The 19,588-nt window shown below is 56.0% G+C and carries 13 protein-coding genes; 5 read left to right on the top strand and 8 right to left on the bottom strand.

Annotation, left to right across the window (positions count from 1 at the left end; genetic code table 11):
• Together RW65_RS15235 and RW65_RS15230 are read left to right on the top strand one after the other, a co-directional pair.
• On the top strand, nucleotides 1-459 hold the full coding sequence (locus RW65_RS15235; protein ID WP_039057638.1) for a (2Fe-2S)-binding protein: 459 nt from the start codon (nucleotides 1-3) through the stop codon (nucleotides 457-459).
• A 60-nt stretch (nucleotides 460-519) separates the two neighbouring features.
• On the top strand, nucleotides 520-1,110 hold the full coding sequence (locus RW65_RS15230) for a CTP--molybdopterin cytidylyltransferase (RefSeq protein WP_039057637.1): 591 nt from the start codon (nucleotides 520-522) through the stop codon (nucleotides 1,108-1,110).
• A 174-nt stretch (nucleotides 1,111-1,284) separates the two neighbouring features.
• On the opposite strand, the gene RW65_RS15225 is transcribed toward RW65_RS15230, so the two are convergent.
• Entirely contained in the window at nucleotides 1,285-2,754 is a 1,470-nt protein-coding gene (locus RW65_RS15225; protein ID WP_039057636.1) for a nucleobase:cation symporter-2 family protein, read from the bottom strand.
• Nucleotides 2,755-3,246: 492 nt separating this feature from the next.
• Between RW65_RS15225 and ygfT the strand changes: the two genes are divergently transcribed.
• The gene (gene ygfT / locus RW65_RS15220; protein ID WP_039057635.1) at nucleotides 3,247-5,184 is read left to right on the top strand and encodes a formate-dependent uric acid utilization protein YgfT; all 1,938 of its coding nucleotides are present in this window, start codon (nucleotides 3,247-3,249) and stop codon (nucleotides 5,182-5,184) included.
• A 60-nt stretch (nucleotides 5,185-5,244) separates the two neighbouring features.
• Here the strand turns inward: ygfT and ssnA are convergent, their stop codons facing one another.
• Together ssnA and ygfK are read right to left on the bottom strand one after the other, a co-directional pair.
• Nucleotides 5,245-6,579 carry a putative aminohydrolase SsnA gene (gene ssnA, locus RW65_RS15215; protein WP_039057634.1) on the bottom strand — a complete coding sequence of 445 codons (1,335 nt, stop codon included), beginning with the start codon at nucleotides 6,577-6,579 and terminating at the stop codon, nucleotides 5,245-5,247.
• Nucleotides 6,576-9,680: a putative selenate reductase subunit YgfK gene (gene ygfK / locus RW65_RS15210; protein WP_039057633.1), complete on the bottom strand. Its 3,105-nt coding sequence runs from the start codon at nucleotides 9,678-9,680 to the stop codon at nucleotides 6,576-6,578. Before ygfK ends, ssnA begins: the two co-directional genes overlap by 4 nt.
• A 538-nt stretch (nucleotides 9,681-10,218) precedes the next feature.
• Here ygfK and RW65_RS15205 point away from each other — a divergent pair.
• Complete coding sequence (locus tag RW65_RS15205) at nucleotides 10,219-11,064, top strand: XdhC family protein (protein ID WP_082022453.1); 846 nt, start codon at nucleotides 10,219-10,221, stop codon at nucleotides 11,062-11,064.
• Nucleotides 11,065-11,130: 66 nt separating this feature from the next.
• Here the strand turns inward: RW65_RS15205 and arcC are convergent, their stop codons facing one another.
• From arcC to ygeW, 5 genes are all read right to left on the bottom strand, one after another.
• A complete protein-coding gene (gene arcC / locus RW65_RS15200) occupies nucleotides 11,131-12,063 on the bottom strand; it encodes a carbamate kinase (protein WP_039057632.1) in 933 nt (310 codons plus the stop codon).
• Entirely contained in the window at nucleotides 12,060-13,481 is a 1,422-nt protein-coding gene (gene hydA, locus RW65_RS15195) for a dihydropyrimidinase (RefSeq protein WP_039057630.1), read from the bottom strand. The genes arcC and hydA overlap by 4 nt, the downstream gene beginning before the upstream one ends.
• A 44-nt stretch (nucleotides 13,482-13,525) precedes the next feature.
• Complete coding sequence (locus RW65_RS15190) at nucleotides 13,526-14,737, bottom strand: YgeY family selenium metabolism-linked hydrolase (RefSeq protein WP_039057628.1); 1,212 nt, start codon at nucleotides 14,735-14,737, stop codon at nucleotides 13,526-13,528.
• Between the two features lie 66 nt (nucleotides 14,738-14,803).
• Nucleotides 14,804-16,003 carry a diaminopropionate ammonia-lyase gene (dpaL, locus tag RW65_RS15185; RefSeq protein ID WP_039057627.1) on the bottom strand — a complete coding sequence of 400 codons (1,200 nt, stop codon included), beginning with the start codon at nucleotides 16,001-16,003 and terminating at the stop codon, nucleotides 14,804-14,806.
• A 61-nt stretch (nucleotides 16,004-16,064) separates the two neighbouring features.
• Nucleotides 16,065-17,252, bottom strand: coding sequence for a knotted carbamoyltransferase YgeW (gene ygeW, locus RW65_RS15180; protein WP_039057626.1), 1,188 nt, complete (start codon nucleotides 17,250-17,252; stop codon nucleotides 16,065-16,067).
• A 481-nt stretch (nucleotides 17,253-17,733) separates the two neighbouring features.
• On the opposite strand from ygeW, the gene RW65_RS15175 reads away from it, so the two are divergent.
• Nucleotides 17,734-19,518, top strand: a complete 1,785-nt coding sequence (locus RW65_RS15175) for a sigma-54-dependent Fis family transcriptional regulator (RefSeq protein ID WP_039057625.1) — start codon at nucleotides 17,734-17,736, stop codon at nucleotides 19,516-19,518.
• The last annotated feature ends 70 nt before the right edge of the window (nucleotides 19,519-19,588 follow it).

Raw genomic sequence — 19,588 nt, 5'->3', positions numbered from 1 at the left:
ATGCATCATATTGAACTCAAAGTGAATGGCATCCGCATTGCCCGTGATGTTGAAGATAACCTTCGGCTGATTGATTTTCTGCGCGATGAATTACGCCTGACGGGCACCAAAGAGGGCTGCTCCGTCGGCGAGTGCGGTGCCTGTACCGTTATTATGGACGGCAAATCCGTCTGCTCCTGTTTGCTGCTGGCGGCGCAGTGCCACGGCGCGCATGTGACCACCATCGAAGGGCTGCACCACGATCCGGTGGGCAAAAAATTACAAAATGCATTCGTGCGTCACGGCGGCGTGCAGTGCGGCTTCTGTACGCCCGGCGTGCTGATGAGTACCAAAGCGCTGCTGGATACCAACGCCGATCCGAGCGATGAGCAACTGATGGAAGCGCTGGAGGGCAACCTCTGCCGCTGTACCGGCTATCAACCAATTATTACCTCCATAAAAGCGGTACTAAAGGGATAACGGCGTTAACGCCGCCGCCGTCAGCCGCGGCGGCGTGGCAAGGTTTAACGGAGAAAGAGAATGAAAGAGTGCGTGATGCTGGCGGCCGGGCTCTCCAGCCGCATGGGAAAGTGGAAAATGATGATGCCCTGGGGCGCGGGAACCATCCTTGATAGCGCCCTCGACAGCGCATTGGCTTTTTGCGATCGGGTAGTGCTGGTAACGGGCTTTCGCGGCGATGAATTAGCCGCGTACTATCAGCATCATCCGGCAATTAAGGTGGTGCACAACCCAAATTATCAGGCCGGGATGTTCTCCTCGATTCAGTACGGTGTAAGCCATATTCGCGCAGAACGCTTTTTTCTCGCGCTGGGAGATATGCCGGAAGTCACTGGCGACGTCTATCGCACGTTATGGGCCTGTAGCGGGCGGGATACCTGTTTTATCCCCGTTTATCAGCAGGGTAAAGGGCATCCGATCCTGTTGCCGCAGTCTGCTATCGCCCTTATCCATAACGCGCCACCGGGCGCAACGTTAAGAGATGTGATCAAACAGATCGCCACCTGCGCTGTGCCGGTAACAGAGCAGGGGATTCACTGGGATGTGGATACACCGCTGCAGTATCAACAGATTGCCCAGTTGCGCCACAGCCTGTTGGTTGAGCAAAACTAAAACAGCGCCCCGCAAGTTGCGGGGCTTATTCCTGCTTCCGCACCAGCCAGAATCTTCCCCCTTAAAACAGCAGCCCATAACTAAAGCGGCTTTCAATACCGAGGGCGATGCCCTGCTGCACCAGCGAAAGGGTGAGCAGCAGCAGGACAAGCACGGCCTGAACCAGACGCAGCATCATGTCGATTCCTCGTGGGCCTGTTGTTCTTTCTGCACTTTGCGCAGCAGCAGCCACATTCTTACCGTTCTGACGGCCATATTACGTGCCGCCGAACTCGGTGGCTGCGGATCGGGAACCGGGGTTTCATGGGAGATTTTGAACGCCACGCTGCCATTCAGGGTCAGGTTGGCGACTATCGCTGTCAGCGTACCGATAGTGATGCCGCTATGCAGGAACAGCTTGATCATGGGGGGGAACTGCATGAATAAGTTCGGTACCAGCACTGGCATCATGCCAAGCCCCAACGTTAGGGCCACCACCATACCGTTATTATTATTGCGATAATTCACCTGCCCGAGGGTACGGATGCCGGAAACGGCGACCATGCCGAACATCACAATGCCCGCGCCGCCCAGAATCGGTTTCGGTATCAGCACCACCAGCGCCGCCATTTTGGCGAACACGCCCATTAAAATCAAAATGATACCGGACACCGAGACCACAAAGCGGCTGCGTACGCCGGTCAGCCCAATGAGACCGACATTTTGCGCAAAGGCGGCATAGGGGAACAGGTTAAAGAAGCCGCAAACGGTAGTCGCTACGCCGCAGGCATTAAGCCCGTTGCGCAACATTTTGGCATCGACTTTCTTACCGACCATTTCCCCGGTGGCGAGCATCGAAGACATGGTTTCCACCATCACCACCACCATCACCATCGACAGCAGCGCAATGGGGATAATATGAAATTCAGGCTGCGCAAAGGGCATTAAGGTAGGTAAGTGGAGCCACGGCGTGGTGTTGACCAACTGGAAATCGAGGGGTTTAAACAGGTTCCACAGCACCGTACCGATGATCAAACCGATAAGTACGGCGGTGTTTTTAACCACGCCAGCGGCAAAGGTATAAATATTGAGGATCACCACTAAGGTAATGGCCGCCATCAGCAGCGCGAAGGGGGAGCCGAAACCGGCCATCTCGCTGGAGCCGCCGCCGATCCAGCCTCCCGCAACCGGCATGATGGACAGGCCGATAAGGGTCACAATGCTGCCCATCACCACGTTGGGAAAAAAGCGGATCAGTTTACTTATCCACGGTGCGCAGCAGAGGATAAACAGCCCGGAAATAATCACCGAGCCGGAGATGCCGCCAATACCGTACTGCTTGCCAATCAGCACCATCGGTATCAGGGCGGCGAAGGTACAGCCCTGTATCAGCGGCATTTTACAGCCCAGCCACCGTGTTGCGCCCAGTGACTGCATTATCGTTGCCGCGCCGCAGATAAACAGATCGGCGCTGATCAGCAAAATAATGTGTTCAGGCGGTAACCCTACCGCGTTACCCACCACTAACGGCACCGCGACCGCACCGGCGTACATCACCAGGACGTGTTGCAGACCATACAGCAGCATTTGCGTAACAGGTAAAACTTCATCGACAGGCGCGGTGACTGCCGTCTTTCGCGCGACCGGAATGACATTATCGTTCATGAAATGAGTGTCTCCTGTACGACTTCTCTCCGTTAAGGGTTAAACAGAGCCGAAGTTACGATTCGAAGGCCGAAGCCTCCCTGCGTTGATGGCGTATACACCATGCTCGCCTGTGCTATGCGTAAGCTGTGCCAAAAATAGGGATGGCCTTTATCGGCAGATATATATGTGAAATACGTCACGCGCGGCGAAAGGGGATATTTTGTGAACAGGCGAGAATCGCTGCCGTCCGCTGGGAAATAAGCGGCTGTTCTCATTGTGAGAGAGAAACTCTCTCATTTTGGTTGGCGTCCGGGGGGAAAAAATTATCAATCTGATTAACAGGAATCAGGAAATTTGTCTTGCGCAAAATAATTTTCCTGCCGGTGTTGGCATCGCAGGAAATAATTGTTGAGGTGACTCACAAAAATAATTGTCACCTGTATAAAGCGGTGAATAGCGCCTGATTATTGCATTGCTCCCTCTTTTAAACTTACAACCACAGGGAAGCAAATGAATAAATTTATTGTTGCCGACGCGGCAAATTGTATTGGTTGCCACGCCTGTGAAGTGGCCTGCGTGACCAGCCATCATCAGGGCATCTGGCCGGAACAGCGCACCGATTTTTATCCGCGCATTCATGTTTATTCCCACCGTCACGCCAGTACCGCTATCACCTGCCACCAGTGTGATGATGCGCCTTGCGTCACCTCTTGCCCCACGCAGGCGCTGCAGTTTACCGACAGCAGCGTGCAGCTTAACGGCGCGCGCTGCATTGGCTGTAAAAGCTGCGTGATCGCCTGTCCGTTTGGTGCCATCGAGATGGTGGCTAATGATATTGATGCGCCGCAATGGGCGCAAAAGTGCGACCTGTGTAGTAGCAGTCTCTCCCGACAGCCCGCCTGTGTGGAAAACTGCCCGACGCGGGCGCTGCGTTTGCTGGAAGAAACCGATATCAGCCAGCTTCGTCGCGAGCGTCAGCTGCGCTCGGCGACGGGCCAGCCAGCGGCCCCTCACGGTGAACGCCGACAGGCCATGCTGGCTAAACCGCCACGGGTGGGCGCGCAAAAAATCGCTGCCGAACAACGTAAACAGCACTTTGAGGAGATCTATCGGCCGCTGGCGGCGTGCGATGCGCACTATGAAAGCGAGCGCTGTCTTTACTGTGCGCAGAAAGCCTTTTGTAACTGGACCTGCCCGCTGCACAACGCCATTCCCGATCTGATTCGTCTGGTTAACGCGGGCGAGATTATCGCGGCGGCGGAACTGAGCCATCAAAGCAGTTCCCTGCCGGAGATCTGCGGTCGAGTTTGTCCTCAGGACCGGCTTTGCGAAGGCGCCTGTACGCTAAAAAATGAGGGCGGATCGGTAGCGATCGGCAATCTCGAACGCTATATCACCGATAGCGCACTGGCGATGGGCTGGCGGCCGACGATAAAAAACGTGATGCCGCGCGAGGAGCGGGTGGCGGTGATCGGCGCGGGGCCCGCCGGGTTGGGCTGTGCCGACATACTGGCACGTGCAGGCGTGCAGGTTGATGTCTTTGACCGTCATCCGGAGATCGGCGGGCTGCTGACCTTCGGTATTCCACCTTTCAAGCTCGATAAGCAACTGCTGGCCGTACGCCGTGAGATCTTCAGCAGTATGGGCATTCATTTTTATCTCAATCAGGAAGTGGGTCGGGATGTGGATTTCAGCGATCTGCTGGAAAAATATGATGCTGTTTTTCTCGGCGTCGGCACTTACGGCCTGATGACCGCAAGGTTAGAGGGGGAAGATGCGCCGGGGGTGATTCAGGCATTGCCGTTCCTGATAGCCAGCACCCGCGAGGTGATGGGGCTTGGGGCGAGCGAGGAGTATCCGTTAACGGAGATAGAGGGTAAACGTGTGGTAGTGCTTGGCGGCGGCGATACGGCGATGGACTGCCTGCGCACCGCTGTTCGCCGCGGAGCGGCCAGCGTCACCTGCGCCTATCGACGCGATGAACGCAGTATGCCGGGGTCGAAAAAAGAGGTCACCAACGCCCGCGAAGAGGGGGTTAATTTTGAGTTCAATGTCCAGCCGCAGAGCATCGAGCGTAACGGCGCAGGCCAGGTGAGCGCGGTACGTATGATCCGCACACAGATGGGTGAGCCGGGGCCGGATGGCCGTCGCCGTCCGCAGCCGATCGCCGGTTCGGAGTTTGAACTCCCGGCCGATGTGCTGATTATGGCATTTGGTTTCCAGGCCCATGATATGCCGTGGCTGCGCGGGTTCGGCGTTGACCGCGATCGCTGGGGGAATATCGTAACCGGCGGCAAAGGGCGCGCCACCCGGCAGACCAGCCACGATAAAATCTTCGCCGGTGGCGATGTGGTCACCGGTGCCGATCTGGTGGTGACGGCGATGGCCGCCGGACGGCAGGCGGCAAAAGAGATGCTGACGCTGTTTAAGCAACATCAGCCGGGGTGATACGCCCGCAATAAAAACCCGGCCAGCGGGCCGGGTTTGCGGATAAGCGGTTATCCAGCCTTAGGGCAGCGCGTCCATGCGTTGCCACATCTTCTCGGCCACCCTCTGCGCTTGCTGGAAAATGGGTGCCGCGTCGAAGGGAAAACGGCGATTTTCATAGATCATCTCTCCGTTGACCATCACGCTGTGCACGCTATTAGAACCGAGACCAAAGGCGATATGCCCGGCAATATTTTCAGCCGTGAGCGGCGTAGGCGGCAGGTAATCGCAAATCGTCAGATCCGCTTTGCAGCCCGCCTCCAGGCGACCAAAACGGGCGTTGAAATTGCGGCTTAATACCGTATTGCCGTTGTACAGCGCCCTGGCGAAACTGTCCGGCCACAGCGGGCCGCCCGCATCACGATGCTTAAAGAAGGCGAACTTCATCTCCTCAAACATATCGGAGCCAATTCCGTCGGTGCCCAGCGCAAGATTGTAAACCTGCGGCAGATGCGCATTGTAGCCAACATGGTTGTTCATATTGGAGCGGGCGTTATGCACTAAAAAAGCGTCCCGGCCATTGAGCAACTTGAGGTCTGCATCAGAAAGGTACAGCCCATGGGCAATCAACGTTTTGCTGTCGATAAGGTCGAAGTCCGCCAGCCGTACCAGCAGATCTTTACCGTAGTGGTGATGGCTGTGTGACACGTCGTAGCTGTCTTCAGCGGCATGAATATGCAGCCCGCACCCGGTGGCCTGCAGCGCTTCCCTGAGCATCATCAGCCCTTCATCGGGCACCGTGAATGGGGCATGCGCGCCGATATGCGCTTCAACCAGATACGGCTCCACGCCTTTTTCCCGCGCAGCGTCGACCTCGTTGGCGAAGCGGATATTCTCCTGCACGCCCGCCTGCAGTTCACGCATGCCGCCGTTTCGGTCGGTGGTTTCGAAACAGGTCATCCCGCGCAGCCCGACTTTCAGAAAAGCGTTACGCAACTGGCTTAGCGAGCCCGCGATAAAGTTCGGCGACGCGTGATGATCGATTACCGCCGTACAGCCGCTGCGCACCGCTTCCATCGCGCAGATAAGCCCGCTGTAGTACAGAGATTCCTCATCCAGCGCCCGATCAAGACGCCACCACAGATGTTTGAGCGTCGAGATAAAATCCGGGCTGGGGGCAATCTTCGCCAGGATCCCGCGCGACAGGCCGGAGTAAAAATGGTTGTGGCAGCAGACCATGCCGGGCATGACCAGCCGCCCGTGCATCTCTTTGATATTCGCCTGCGGGTAGCACTGGCTAAGCCCGCTGCCTACCTCGAGGATCTTGTCATTCACAATGGCAATATCGACATTTTCCCACACCTGCGCCGGATGGAGCTGCGCGGCGGTGGCATTTTTTAAAATAACAATACTCATTCTTCCACGGCTCCCAGCAGATAATGGTGGTGGTGATGAACATGGCTGATGATCTGGCACAGGGTATCAAGCTCTTCTGGCACGACGTTGAAGCGTCCATCCCGGGTGAGCGGCAGTTGCCAGGTTTTGCCATCCTGACGAATGCGCACCTGGCCGTTGCCGACATAGAAACCGGGATTGCGGCTGTTGATAAAATCCTGCTCAAGGCTAAAGACGGTCACTTTGTCCTGATAGGGCCGTCCCTGCCACGGACAAAACTGAGCGCAGTTGCCGCATTCGTTGCAGAAGGCATCAAGATGCAGCGTCTGGAAACGGTTCTGGAAGCCGGGCACGGCGATAGAGACGTTGGCGCGGTTGGGGCAGACATCCACGCATTTGCTGCAGACAACGTTGCACTCCAGGCAGCGGCTGGCCTCTTCGGCGATAAAGGCGTCCCGATCCTCGCGATCAACCTGGGTGACGGCGATAGCCCCTTTACGCTGATAGATCTCCGCCGGATCAACATTATTCCAGCGCGGGTAATCAGGCTGGCCGCCGAGATTTTCCCGCGTCAGGATCTCATCCGTGGCGCGCCGGGCATTGCTGATGGCCGAGACAATGGACGAAGGGCCGTGCTGAACATCGCCAATCAGAAAGACGTTGCGCCTGCGACACTCGCCGGTGGGATTGACCAGCGGCCAGCCCTGTGGGTCAAGCGGAATGCCCATCGCCGCCAGCGCCTCGACATCCTGCTGTTCTCCGATAGCAGTAATCAGCGCAGACACATGCAGCTGGCGGGTTTTATCCGTCTCAATCGGACGGCGGCGGCCTTTCTCATCGGCATCGCCCAGTGTCATCACGCGCACCACCAGCGTGCCGTCCGCGTGAAACTGCTCCGGGCTGCACAGCCATTCGAAGTTCACCCCATCAAGCAGGGCTTCTTCATACTCTTCCCGCCAGGCGGGCATCTGCTCACGGGCGCGACGATACACCACCGTAACGCGCTCGACGCCGGGCACCCGTAGCGCGGCGCGGGCGCAGTCCATCGCCGTGTTGCCTGCGCCCACTACCGCCACATGCTTGCCCAGCGGCAGTTTTTCACCGCGGTTAAAGTCGCGCAGGAACGCCAGTGATTTATAGACGTTCTGGTTATCCCCGCCGAGCGTTACGCCGCTGTTCTTATCGGTGCCGGTGCCGACCAGCACATAGTGAAAACCCTGCGCCTGCAGTTTATCGATGGTAAGGTGCGGATCGCAGCCGTAAACGATATTCACCCCGTGACTGACCACGAAGTCGATATCCTGCTGGATAAGTTCAGCGGGAATGCGGAACTGCGGAATAATATTCTGCACCACGCCACCGGCGTTTGCTTCCCGCTCAAACAGCGTCACCGGGTAACCGGCGCGCGCCAGGAAGTAACCCGCCGCCAGGCCTGCCGGACCTGCGCCAATTACCGCTACCGGGCGCATCGACGCCGATCCTGCCGGTTTGTGCCAGCGCTGGTGGTACTCTTCCCAGCCCTTTTCCAGCGCCACTTTTTTCAACTCGCGGATATTCAGCGCCTGGTCGTAATCGAGGCGCGTACAGTTGTACTGGCACTGGTGATCGCAGATATGGCCGGTAATGGCGGGCAGAGGGTTGCGCTGGTAAATCAGTTCCAGCGCATCGGCATAACGCTCCTCGCCCATCAGGCGAATGTATTGCGGAATGTCCTGTTTGATGGCGCAGGCGCTGACGCAGGGAGCGATATAGCAATCCGTGAGGGGCAGCGGGCCACCGACGCTAATGCGCTCGCTCGGTTTCCACTGTTTCTGCGTATAGGCCATGCTGACGGCTTTCTCCGCCAGCGCGTTCAGCCGCGGGACATCAATCTGCGTTTTCGTCCAGCCGCTGGCGCACTCCAGCTCGCGCAGACATTCCGTCAGGCGCAGGTAGCCGCCGGGTTTGAGCAGATCCGTTGCCATGGTGATCGGTCGAATGCCGGTCTCAAATATCTCGCGGATATTGAACTGGCTGGCACCGCCGGAATAGGAGATAGGTAAAGTGCCGTCAAACGCCCTTGAGAGCAGCGCCGCAACGTTAATCGCCAGCGGGAACAGCGCCCGCCCGGACATATACATCTCTTTTCCGGGCAGTACGCCTTTGTTATTCAGGGTGCCGAGGGTATTAGTCAGCTTGACGCCGAAGCCAAGATTGCGCGTTTTAGCCAGCGTCATCAGGCGGGTCAGCATACCGAGCGCGCGATCGAGCTGCAGATCGTGTTCGAACGAGGCTTCACTCAGCTCAATATAGCCAAAGCCGCAGCTATCAAGGATTTCCCGAACGCGGGAATAGCCGAGCAGCGTCGGATTGAGCTTAACGAAAGTATTGAGGTTTTTCTCTTCCAGCATATAGCGGCAGATGGCCTCGATTTCATCCGGCGGGCAGCCATGCATGGTGGAAAGGGTCACGCCGTGCACCAGCGTAGCGGGAATGCGCTGCGCCAGCGTATCCAGCTCGGCAAGACGGGTGCCGTGGGGCAGCCGGGCGACAAACGCAGTGTCATGCAGCCAGCGGTTTAAGGTTTCACGATAGTGGACGAACTTCGGATGGGCGGAAGCATCCAGCAGGTTGTCGATAAATTCCTGCATCGGCGGCTGTTTTATGCCGTCGAGGTTGTAGCCGACGCTCATATTAAAAATAAAGGATTTGCCGCTGTTATCCGGCGTCAGCGGGAAAATATGCTCCAGCAGATGCAGCACAAACCAGGCTTTCACATATTCATCCCAGGCCTTTTTAAGGGTGAATTCCGTGGACCACTCGGTATTGAAGCACTCATCTTCGGCGTCAATACAGGGCTTTTCCAGCTCCAGCCGGTCGAGGATCTGCACGGTTTTCAGTTCAATAAACCGCCCGCCGGTAAGCCAGGCGGTAATAATATTCTGCGCCAGCTGCGTGTGCGGCCCGGCCGCCGGACCAAGGGGCGTGGCGCAGCTTTCGCCAAACACCTGTAGCGGGCGGAGAACCTGCGGTGAATAGAATTGCTGCTCGGGAATACCGAAAATAGATCGCTTTTGCTGATATTCCTCGAATATGCGCGTTAAAAGCTCCTCAAACGGGACGGGGCGCATAATATCTCCCATAACCCTCTCCTTAGACTTATTAGTAAATGACATTGCCGGGCGCGTTATCATCCCGACGGGGTAAAAGGAGCAGAGCAACAATCACACCAGTTATAAATAAAAGGCGTAGGGAATAATAATTTTGTGAGACAGATCGAAACTCACGGCGCTATTTTTTACTGTTTTCACAGGGGGTTATTGATGGCTGAATCCGGGCGTTAATGCAGGGCGCGGTTATTTCTCAAAACCTATGCTGGATTATCAAAATGATAATTTCTGCTGATATTTTTCGGCCATGAATCATCATCCCGCTCGCAAGCAAGATTATTTTTCGCTGCGCTATTTAGCGCCGACGGTAAATTCTTCACTTCAATTTTCCAGAAAAGGGCGATTCAGCATAAATATTGCATTATCGACAGCTGCCTTTTCCCGGCCACTATTTGCAGGGGTGAAACTCTCAAACTGAGAAATGTGTTATCGCCTGTAAACAGCTAGCAGCCAGGGCCGGGAATAATAACGCTGCAGGCGACAGACCAGAAAACGATCGATTGAGGAGTGTATGACTATTTTCGAAGAAGCCGCGAGACTTGAAAAACAAAACCGCCCCTTCGCGCTGGCACAAATTGTCGACAGCAGAGGATCGGCTCCGCGACATTCGGCGCGGATGTTAATTCATGAGGATGGGTCAATTGTTGGCACCATCGGCGGCGGCATGGTCGAGCGTAAAGTGATTGACGAGGCGCTGCAGGCGCTGCGCGCGAAAGCATCCAGACTGTTTCATGCACGTATGGCCCGCCAGGGCAGCGATGCGGTTGGATCCGACTGTGGCGGCGCGATGTCTATCTATATCAGCGTGCACGGACTGCGACCGAAACTGTGGCTGGTGGGGGCGGGACATGTTAATCGCGCGGTCGCACGGATTGCGGCGCTGGTGGATTTTGAGATTGCCGTTGGCGACATTTATCAGGAAAGCCTCAGCCCGGACGCTTTCCCCGCTTCGACACAGTTTATTCATGGCGCAAGCTTCGCCGAGGTCGTTAACAGCATGGCGATTTGCCGCGAGGATTTTGTACTCATAGCCACCAATAATCAGGATCGCGAGGCGCTGGATAATCTTATCACCCGCCCGGTTGCCTGGCTGGGGCTGCTGGCCAGCCGCCGGAAAGTGCAGGTCTTTTTGCAGCAGCTGCGGGAAAATGGCGCAGCGCAGGCGGATCTGAACCGTTTACGCGCGCCGGTAGGCTATGACATTGGCGCCGAGACGCCCGATGAAATTGCCGTCAGTATTCTTGCGGAAGTGCTGCAGGTAAAAAACAGAGCGGCGGGTGGGTTAATGACGCAGGTGAACAAGCCCCCTCAGCGGGCAGAGCGGCAACTTCGTGAAGCGCAAAGCAGCGATGCCTGAATCGAGAAAAGTAGCAGGCCCGCGTGTTTGCCGGGCCTGCTGCGTTAACTTCTTTCCGACGAGGGTTTACTGGCTAATCAGAGTGCCGGTTTGGCCGGCGATCCCCTCTTTGGCTTTGTCTAGCATGGTAATTAACGCTTTGCGGCCAGGGCGCGAGCGGGCAAATGCCGCCGCGGCCTGCACTTTCGGCAGCATAGAACCCGCGGCGAAGTGCCCTTCGGCAATAAAGTGTTCCGCGTCGCTTAATGACAGGGTGTCCAGCCACTGCTGATTGGGCTTGCCGAAGTTAATGGCGACTTTTTCCACCGCCGTCAGGATGATCAGCATGTCGGCGTCAATCATCTCCGCCAGTTTGGCGCTGGCCCAATCTTTATCAATCACCGCGCTGGCGCCGTGCAGATGATGGCCTTCGCGGACCACCGGAATACCGCCGCCGCCCACGGTTATCACCACATGACAGGCCTCCATTAAGGTTTTCACCGTCTGTTTTTCGATAATATCGACCGGCGCAGGCGAGGCCACCACGCGACGATAACCGCGACCGGCATCCTCTTTCATCACGTAACCCTGCTGGGTCAGCTGTTGCGCCTCTTGCTCACTGAAAAAGGAGCCAATCGGTTTGCTCGGATGGCGGAAGGCGTCATCGTTGGCATCCACTTCCACCTGGGTAATCAGGGTGGCGACCGGGATATCCAGCTTGCGTGACACCAGCTCTTCCCGCAGCGCATTTTGCAGGTCGTAGCCGATATAGCCCTGGCTTAACGCCACACAGACCGACATCGGCAGCATCGGCGTATGGGCCTGGGTTTTTGCCGCTGCTTCAAAGGCCAGATTGATCATCCCTACCTGCGGCCCGTTGCCGTGGGTGACTACAACCTGATGGCCCTGAGCGATTAAGTCAGCGATAGCCTGCGAGGTCTGTTTTACGGCCTGCATCTGACCGGCGAGATCGTTACCCAACGCATTCCCGCCGAGGGCGAGAACGATTTTTTTCTTCATAGAGTCCTCTCTTTAACTTTTTGGTTCGTTGATGAGGAAGGCGGCGCGGGAAAGGGCTTACGGCGCAGAAAACGCCCCTGTCCGGCGCGGCCTGTAAAGGTGCCGTTATCAAAAATCACCCGGCCGCGGGAAAGGGTCTGGCGAATCGCGCCCTGGCAGATAAAGCCTTCCCATGGGGAGTAGTCCACATTGTCATGCAGCATGGCGTGGCGGATGGTGGTGGTACGTTTAGGATCGATGATCACCACGTCAGCATCGGCACCGGAGGCCAGCAAGCCTTTCTGCGGCCACAGGCCAAACAGTTTGGCTGGTGTGGCGCTGGTCAGCGCCACGAAGCGTTCGGGCGAGATGCGCCCGCTCATTACCCCGTGGGAGAAGAGCAGCAGTAGTCGGTTTTCAACGCCCGGCAGGCCGTTTGGACAGCGGCTAAAATCCCCGCCAGAGATAGCCTGTCGCTGGACCATTGAGAAGGCACAGTGGTCGGTGGCGACGGTATCAATCGAGCCGTCGCTAATCCCGCACCACAGGGCATCGTTATTGCTGGCATTACGCAGCGGTGGGCTGAGCAGATAGTTCAGCGCATCCTCACGTTCATAGCAGCGGTCATTGAGCAGTAAATATTGCGGGCAGGTTTCCACCCACACCGGCTGATGGCGCGTTTTCGCCAGCCGCACATAATCCAGCCCCAGACCGTTCGAAAGATGAACGATATACAGCGGTGCATTACCGGCGAGCTGGGCAAGGTTGATCATCCGGGCTATCGCTTCCGCCTCACACTCCAGCGGGCGGCTTTCGGCATGGTAGCGCGGCGCGGTTTTACCGGCGTTGATAAACTCCGCCCGCCGCCGGGCGATGACCGCATCATTCTCCGGATGCACGGTGGTCAGCGCCCCGGCGTGCTGCAGATGGCGCATTACCTGCAGCACTTCGTCATCCAGCAGCTTGTATTTATAGGTCAGATAGAGCTTAAAGCTGGTGATGCCCGCTTCCACCATCATCGGGATTTCATCGAGAATGCCGTGGTTAACATGCTGAATCACGCCGTGAAAGCTGTAGTCAATCACCGCTTTATAGGCGGCGTAGCCGTGATACACCTGTAGCTGGTGGCGCAGATGACAGCCAGGCGGGCCAAAGCCCATATGGTCGACGATGGTGGTGGTGCCGCCGCAGGCCGCGGCGCGAGTGCCGGTAAAAAAGTCATCGCAGCTGCGGGCAAGCCCGGTATCAATATTAAAGTGGGTATGCACATCCACGCCGCCGGGCATCACATAGCACCCTTCGGCATCAATCACCTCGCAGGGCTGCTCAGGCTCAATGGACTCGGCAAGGTACTTGACGACGCCATCCTCAATCAGCAGATCCTTTTTCCTGCGTCCATCGGCATTCACGACGAGGCCATTTTTAATTAGAACACGCATAAAAACCTCAGCATCCCGCCGCGCAGGGCGGCGGGAAATAACAGTTACTTGGTGGCCAGCCAGCTCAGCGGGATAGCGGCATACATCGCTGCGCAGGTCACCAGATGGGATTTCCAGGTTTTTTCATTTGGCGCGTGGGCTTCAGGCTCTTTGCCGGGGCCAAAGCCGATAACCGGAATACCGTGGCGGCCCATGATCGAGACGCCGTTGGTGGAGAAGGTCCATTTATCCACCACCGGCATCTGACCAAACAGGCCTTCATAGGCGTTGCTCAGGGCGCGGACGGTAAAGTGATCCTCTTCCACTTTCCACGTCGGGAAATAGCATTCCGTTGGGTAGACCAGCCCGGTCCATGACGGACGTTCATAGTGATACATCGACACCACCGCATTGGCTTTCTTCACCGCCGGTAAGGCACGGATCTCTTCCAGCGCGCCTTCCCAGGTTTCACCCCAGGTCAGACGGCGGTCAATGGAGACGGCGCAGCTATCCGCCACCGCGCAGCGGCTCGGTGAAGTAAAGAAAATCTCGGAAACCGTGAGGGTGCCTTTACCGAGAAAGGCGTCATCCCCGAGATTGTGCGAAAGTTGTTCCAGCTCTGTTAGCACCGGGGCCATTTTGAAAATCGCGTTATCGCCGCGCTCCGGCGCAGAGCCGTGGCAACTGACCCCCTGCACCTCAACGCGGATCTCCATCCGTCCACGATGGCCGCGGTAGATCTGGCAATCGGTAGGTTCGGTGCTGACAACAAAGTCAGGGCGAATGCCGGATTGTTCGATAATGTACTGCCAGCACAGGCCGTCGCAGTCCTCTTCCTGCACGGTTCCGGTTACCAGCAGCGTGTACTCATCTTCCAGTTGCAGGTCTTTGATGATTTTGCCAGCGTAGACCATTGAGGCCATGCCGCCTTCCTGATCGGAGGTGCCGCGACCGCCGATCACCTCGTCCGTCTCCATTCCCTCGTACGGGTCGAAGTTCCAGTTATTGATATTGCCAATGCCAACGGTATCGATGTGCGCATCCATCGCCACCAGCCGCGGCCCGTGGCCGATATAGCCCAGCACGTTGCCCATCGGGTCAATTTCTACTTTGTCGAAGCCGACTTTTTCCATCTCTTCTTTAATACGATGGACCACGCGCTTTTCATCGCTGCTTTCGCTGGGAATAGCAATCATATCGCGCAGGAAGCGCGTCATATCGTCCTGATAGAATTGAGCTTTTTCGACAATTTGTTTGAAAGGGATATTTTTAGCCATGGATCTCTTCTCCAGTCCTTGATGTTTCCCGCATGGCGGGAGGAATGTTTTACGGCTTGTCGCCTGTTATTGCGCTGCCGGGTGCAGGCCTTCCCAGACCACTTCCCGATAGTGCTTAAGATCGGTGTCGCCTTCGGTGCTGATCACCAGCACCACGGAATCGCGGTCGAGTTTGAGCTGTTGCATTAGCGCGTCGCGCTGCGGGTGAAAATGAACGGCGGCCAGCACGCCGAGGCCAACGGCACCGGACTCGCCGGAAATCACGCGCGGATCGAGCCCGGGCGGGTTACCCAGTACGCGCATACCGAGCGCGGCGACCGCGTCCTGGCAGGAGATAAACTGGCTGGCGCAGTTGCGCAGAATTTCCCAGCCCAGCGGGTTGGGTTCCCCGCAGGCGAGGCCCGCCATAATGGTCGACATACTGCCGCCGACGTTGACGATCTCGCCCTTAACTCCCGAGCGATAGAGGCAGTCCGCCTGCTTCGGCTCAACGATCACCGAGTGCAGGTTGCTGGTCCCGTACACGTCCGCCAGGTAACCCAGCACGCCACCGGCCATCGCCCCGACGCCCGCCTGTAAAAAGACGTGGCTCGGGCGCGGAATGCCCATCGACGCCATCTGTTCAACGGCCTCGTCCGCAAGGGTGGTGTAGCCTTGCATAATCCACGTCGGGATTTTGGTGTAGCCTTGCCAGGCGGTGTCCTGAACCACAACCCAACCCTTTTCCTGCGCGGTTTGCATCGTGAAGCGCACGGTGTCGTCGTAGTTCATATCGGTGACGATACACTCCGCCCCCAGACGCAAAATGGCGTCGACGCGCGCCTGCGCCGAGCCTTTTGGCATATAGATCACCGCGTTTTGCCCCAGCTGCTGGGCGGCCCACGCGATCCCCCGACCGTGGTTGCCGTCGGTGGTGGAGGTAAAGGTCATCTTCTCGGTGATAATTGATTTCAGCGTTGCAAAGGAGAAGTCATTGATATCAATCTGGTGTTTTTCACACATCAACCGGGCGATAGCGTAAGCACCGCCGAGCATCTTGAAGGCGTTCAGGCCAAAGCGTTTGGACTCGTCTTTCACCAGGATTTTATGCACGCCGAACAGAGCGGCCAGTTCGTTCATCGCCAGCAGCGGCGTGGGCTGGTAGCCGGTGATTTTTTGATGGAAGTGGCGCGCCTGCTGCGCCTGCTGACGGGAAAACAGCGGTGAACTCTCCCCGGTGTAAAAGTGATTGTCGGCAATATCCATGTGCAGTGAGAAAGCAGACATAATCGATCCTTATTCTGGAATGGCGAAAGGATGAGGCTGGCCCGCAGGCCAGACCGGGGGCTTATTTAATGCGTTTTTGTGCGTCTTTCATCAGCTGCGCCAGCATCTGGCCCGGCGAGGCAAATTTGCGGCACAGGATCATCGCGGCGATGATGTAGGGCTTCCAGCTCGCCTCTTTGTAGGTGGCAATGCGATATTTTTCGAACACCTCCTGCGTCACTTCCCCCGCTTCACAGGAGAGACCGGTGATATCAGCAGGCAGGCAGTGCATATACAGCGCCTCGCCGTCACGCGTGTGCGCCATCATCTCTTCGGTGCAGTGCCACTCTTTATGTTTGGCGTTTTGCTCAAGGCACGCTTTTTCCAGTGCCGCCAGTCCATCGTGGTCCTTAGCGCGCAGCAATTCAGTCCGCTGCTCCATCACTTTGTAAGGGGCCCAGGATTTCGGATAGACGATATCGGCGTCGCTGAACGCCTCTTCCATGCTGGAGACCTGACGGAAGCTGCCGCCCGATGCGCTGGCGTTATTTTTTGCCACTTCGATAACATCCGGGATCAGGTCATAGCCTTCCGGGTGCGCGAGGGTGACGTCCATACCAAATCGGGTCATCAAGCCGATAATCCCCTGCGGTACGGAGAGGGGTTTTCCGTAGCTCGGCGAGTAGGCCCAGACCATGGAAATTTTCTTGCCCTTCAGGTTTTCCAGCGAACCGAAATGCTCACGCAGCCAGGCCAGGTCCGCCATCGCCTGTGTGGGATGGTCAATATCACACTGCAGGTTAATCAGCGCCGGACGCTGGGGCAGAACGCCTTGCTTGTAACCGTCATCCAGCGCTTCACCCACTTCGCGCATATAGGCATTACCGGCACCGAGATACATGTCATCGCGGATACCAATCGCGTCGGCGCAAAAAGAGATCATGTTGGCTGTTTCACGTACCGTTTCGCCGTGGGAGATCTGTGATTTACCCTCATCAAGATCCTGTTGCGCCAGGCCTAACAGATTCAGCGCGGAGGCGTAGGAGAAGCGCGTGCGGGTGGAGTTATCGCGAAAAACAGAGATACCCAGCCCGCTGTTAAACACGTTGGTCGCAATGTTTTCTGAACGTAGCGTCTTCAGGGCTGCCGCCACATCCAGAACCTGCTTCAATTCATCCGGTGACTGTTCCCAGGTCAGCAGGAAATCTTTCTCGCTGAGGTGAGAATTGAGTTGGTTGATATCTTTAATCAGTTCATTCACAGTTTTCATTTTTCAATCCTGGAGTCAATAACGGGCGAAATAATTGCTGCGCGGTCATAAAACGCCGTGCTGAATGGCGAAAGTCAGCGCTGTTTCGTTACTAACAATAACTGTGCCAGTTCCTGAATAAATAAATGACCATCCGTTAACCGTGCGGTTTTATGTGATAAGGATCACTAAATAAAGGGCGGGGAAGGGGCGCCGTTAATAACGCTTTTTTCTGTGCGATAATTGTTGGGAAATAGCACATTTGTTAAGCGATAAAAAGGCAGGGTTATCGAGTGTCGTATGCGCCAATATGATAAATGGACGATCTAAATTATCATTTTGATAATGAATTGTGATATCAACTGCATATTTTGTTCAGGCCTGGATGATTAACACTTTCTGTATTAACGGCCGGGTGAGAAAACGTAATATCAATATGAAAAGTCATCTCCAGGCTGTTAACAACTGGTTCATAACGGATAAGCACGATAAAAGGTAGACAATGATACCGTCCACATCTCTCTCCATTTTGATGGAAATTCAACCTAAAATTCAAAAGTTTGCCAGAATGCTCTCCAGTGTACTCCAGCTTGAGGTTGAGATTATTGATAGTTCACTCTATCGCGTGGCGGGAACCGGCATCTTCAGCAGCCAGATTGGACGGAAATTATCTACAAACTCGCGACTTTTGCATTACATTATTGAAACTGAAAAAGAGAAGGTCGTTACCCATTCGCGCTTTGACCCGCTGTGTAAAAATTGCAGTAATAAAGAAGCGTGTAACGAGAAAGCTTTTCTCGGGACGCCCATTATGTTCAATAACCAGTGTGTCGGCGTGATAAGCCTGGTGGCCCTTACCCGCGAACAGCAGAAACGGATTAATGATAATATTCCAGAGTTCTCTGATTATGTTCGCCATGTCTCCAATATCTTCGTTTCACGTTTTTTATCCGATCACCCGGCCGGTGGCAATATTCAGCAAATATTTCTCACCATGATTGAAAATATGGATCAGGGCGTGCTGGTGGTGGGTAACGATCAAAAAGTGAAATTCGCTAACCAGACGGCATTAAAAATTATCGGCACCGGGCGGGGCCTGATAATAGGTAAATCGGTCCAGTTTCAGCCGTTGACCTTTGAGGATAATTTCAAACATGGCCATATGCAGCACGTTATTACCTTTGATGCTCGCAAAGAGCTGGTGATTGGGCAACTGCATGCGGTGCAGGATCAATGGCTGTTTTTGATGGCTTTCCATCAGTCGCACTCGACGGCGGATCTGAGTGCCGTTCAGGAGGGGCCGCAAATTGAAGCCATGGTCGGGGAATGCCGTTCGATGCGCCAGCTTAAAAAGCTAATTGGCCGCGTTGCGCCAAGCCCTTCCAGCGTGATGATTGCCGGTGAGAGCGGAACCGGTAAAGAGGTGGTGGCGAGGGCTATTCATAAGCTGAGCGGCCGCCAGGCAAAGCCGTTTATCGCCATTAACTGTGCCGCCATCCCTGAGCAACTGCTTGAGAGCGAGCTGTTTGGTTACGTGAAAGGCGCGTTTACCGGTGCGTCGGCACACGGGAAAGTCGGGCTGATTCAGGCCGCCAATCAGGGCACGCTGTTTCTGGATGAAATCGGCGATATGCCGCTCACGTTGCAGGCCAAGCTGCTGCGCACCATTGAGCTGCGTGAGATCCAGCCGGTGGGTGCCAGTTGCCCGGTCCCGGTGGATATCCGTATTATCTCTGCCACCCATCAGAACCTTGAGCAGTTCATCGCGGAGGGGAAATTTCGCGAAGATCTCTATTACCGCCTCAACGTGATCCCGCTGCGTCTGCCGCCCCTGCGTGAGCGGCAGGATGATATTGAACTGCTGATCCACTATTTCCTTAATTTGCACACCCACCAGCTGGGGCTGGTTTACCCCGGCGTGGCGCAGGAGGTGGTGGATTTCCTTAAACGCTATAGCTGGCCGGGTAATATTCGTGAGCTGAGCAACTTAATCGAATATCTGGTCAACGTTGTGCCCTCGGGAGAAGTGATTGAAATGACGCTGCTGCCGCCGACGTTGCTGAGCGGCACTTTCACACCTGTCGTCGACTTAGCCGTAAGCGTGACCCCATCGGCGGTTCAGGATGAAGGCGCAACGGCGCTGGAAGAGATGGAGCGGCAGATGATTTACGATGCGCTCTCCCGCTACAGTAATAAAAAGCAGGCGGCAGAAGTGCTGGGTATCGGTATCGCGACGCTGTACCGGAAAATTAAGAAATATGCGCTGGCAGGAAAGGATGCCTGCTAACGCACAAAGAGAAGGGCGCGAGGTGGCTGGAACATTCGCGCCGCACGGATGATTATGGGGTGGCCGGGGA

The organism is Enterobacter sp. Bisph1, assembly GCF_000814905.1.
Lineage (GTDB): Bacteria > Pseudomonadota > Gammaproteobacteria > Enterobacterales > Enterobacteriaceae > Kosakonia.
Note: the sequence above shows the minus strand (reverse complement) of the source record. Positions and strands in the feature narration are given on the sequence as shown.

What these genes read in the sequence shown, in the direction of transcription:
- RW65_RS15235 (WP_039057638.1), top strand. Translation starts at nt 1, where the DNA reads ATGCATCATATTGAACTCAAAGTGAATGGCATCCGCATTGCCCGTGAT.
- RW65_RS15230 (WP_039057637.1), top strand. Translation starts at nt 520, where the DNA reads ATGAAAGAGTGCGTGATGCTGGCGGCCGGGCTCTCCAGCCGCATGGGA.
- RW65_RS15225 (WP_039057636.1), bottom strand. Translation starts at nt 2,754, where the DNA reads ATGAACGATAATGTCATTCCGGTCGCGCGAAAGACGGCAGTCACCGCG.
- ygfT (WP_039057635.1), top strand. Translation starts at nt 3,247, where the DNA reads ATGAATAAATTTATTGTTGCCGACGCGGCAAATTGTATTGGTTGCCAC.
- ssnA (WP_039057634.1), bottom strand. Translation starts at nt 6,579, where the DNA reads ATGAGTATTGTTATTTTAAAAAATGCCACCGCCGCGCAGCTCCATCCG.
- ygfK (WP_039057633.1), bottom strand. Translation starts at nt 9,680, where the DNA reads ATGGGAGATATTATGCGCCCCGTCCCGTTTGAGGAGCTTTTAACGCGC.
- RW65_RS15205 (WP_082022453.1), top strand. Translation starts at nt 10,219, where the DNA reads ATGACTATTTTCGAAGAAGCCGCGAGACTTGAAAAACAAAACCGCCCC.
- arcC (WP_039057632.1), bottom strand. Translation starts at nt 12,063, where the DNA reads ATGAAGAAAAAAATCGTTCTCGCCCTCGGCGGGAATGCGTTGGGTAAC.
- hydA (WP_039057630.1), bottom strand. Translation starts at nt 13,481, where the DNA reads ATGCGTGTTCTAATTAAAAATGGCCTCGTCGTGAATGCCGATGGACGC.
- RW65_RS15190 (WP_039057628.1), bottom strand. Translation starts at nt 14,737, where the DNA reads ATGGCTAAAAATATCCCTTTCAAACAAATTGTCGAAAAAGCTCAATTC.
- dpaL (WP_039057627.1), bottom strand. Translation starts at nt 16,003, where the DNA reads ATGTCTGCTTTCTCACTGCACATGGATATTGCCGACAATCACTTTTAC.
- ygeW (WP_039057626.1), bottom strand. Translation starts at nt 17,252, where the DNA reads ATGAAAACTGTGAATGAACTGATTAAAGATATCAACCAACTCAATTCT.
- RW65_RS15175 (WP_039057625.1), top strand. Translation starts at nt 17,734, where the DNA reads ATGATACCGTCCACATCTCTCTCCATTTTGATGGAAATTCAACCTAAA.